This window comes from Arthrobacter sp. Y3223164 (assembly GCF_059091005.1).
Genome location: NZ_JBNHGF010000667.1, coordinates 1 through 930 on the forward strand (window position 1 = coordinate 1; position 930 = coordinate 930).

Consider the following 930-nt stretch of genomic DNA (forward strand, 5'->3'; position numbering starts at 1 on the left):
GCATGGGCGGGCACCCAGCGGTCCGGCTGTGGCTGCCCGGCGCTGAACAGGACCTTGCCGTCCAGTTCCGCCCGGCCCCAGGCGGGACGGAGCAGCCCGGCAACCAGACCCAGCAGGGTCGACTTGCCGGCCCCGTTCGGGCCGAGCACGGCGACGGTTTCTCCGTCCGCGACGCTGAAGTCCGCCTCGAAGCCGCGGGACGGCAGCCGCGCGGTCAGGTCCAGGCTCATGGGACACCCGCCGCCCGGCCCGGGCCGTTCCTGCGGTGGACCAGCATCACCACGGCGACGGCGACCACCACCAGCACGAGCGACAGCGCCACCGCGGCATCCGCATCGGTTTCCCGCTGCAGGTAGATCTCCAGCGGGAGCGTGCGCGTGACTCCCTGCAGGCTGCCGGCAAAAGTCAGCGTGGCTCCGAACTCGCCCAGGCACCGGGCAAAGGACAGCACCGCCCCGGAGAGCAGCCCGGGCAGCACCAGCGGAACGGTCACCGTGCGCAGGACGCGGGACGGCCTGGCGCCCAACGTCGCCGCGACCGCTTCATACCTGGTGCCCGCCGTGCGCAGCGCACCTTCCAGGCTCAACACGAGGAACGGCAGCGCCACGAAGGACTGCGCGAGCACCACGGCCGTGGTGGAGAACGCGATCTCGATGCCGATCATTTCGAAGGTGCCGCCGAGCAGCCCGCGCCGGCCGAACGTATACAGCAGGGCCAGGCCGCCGACGACGGGCGGCAGCACCAGGGGCAACAGCACCAGCGACCGGACGACCTGCTGGCCGGGGAAACTGCTGCGCGCCAGCACCAGCGCCATCGGGACGCCCAGCACGATGCACAGGGCCGTGCTGGCGGCGGCGGTCCGCAGGCTCAGTCCCAGCGCGGCCAGCGCTGGCTCGGAGGTCACGAGCCGTGGGAACTCCGGCCAGTTCA

The 930-nt window shown here is 72.4% G+C and carries 2 protein-coding genes; both read right to left on the reverse strand.

Features of this window, described 5'->3' with window-relative positions; translation table 11 throughout:
• A partial coding sequence (locus AC5RUJ_RS17260) for an ATP-binding cassette domain-containing protein (protein WP_494156368.1) occupies positions 1–230 on the reverse strand: 230 nt, incomplete at its 3' end.
• A partial coding sequence (locus AC5RUJ_RS17265; protein ID WP_494156369.1) for an ABC transporter permease occupies positions 227–930 on the reverse strand: 704 nt, incomplete at its 5' end. The genes AC5RUJ_RS17260 and AC5RUJ_RS17265, both read right to left, overlap by 4 nt.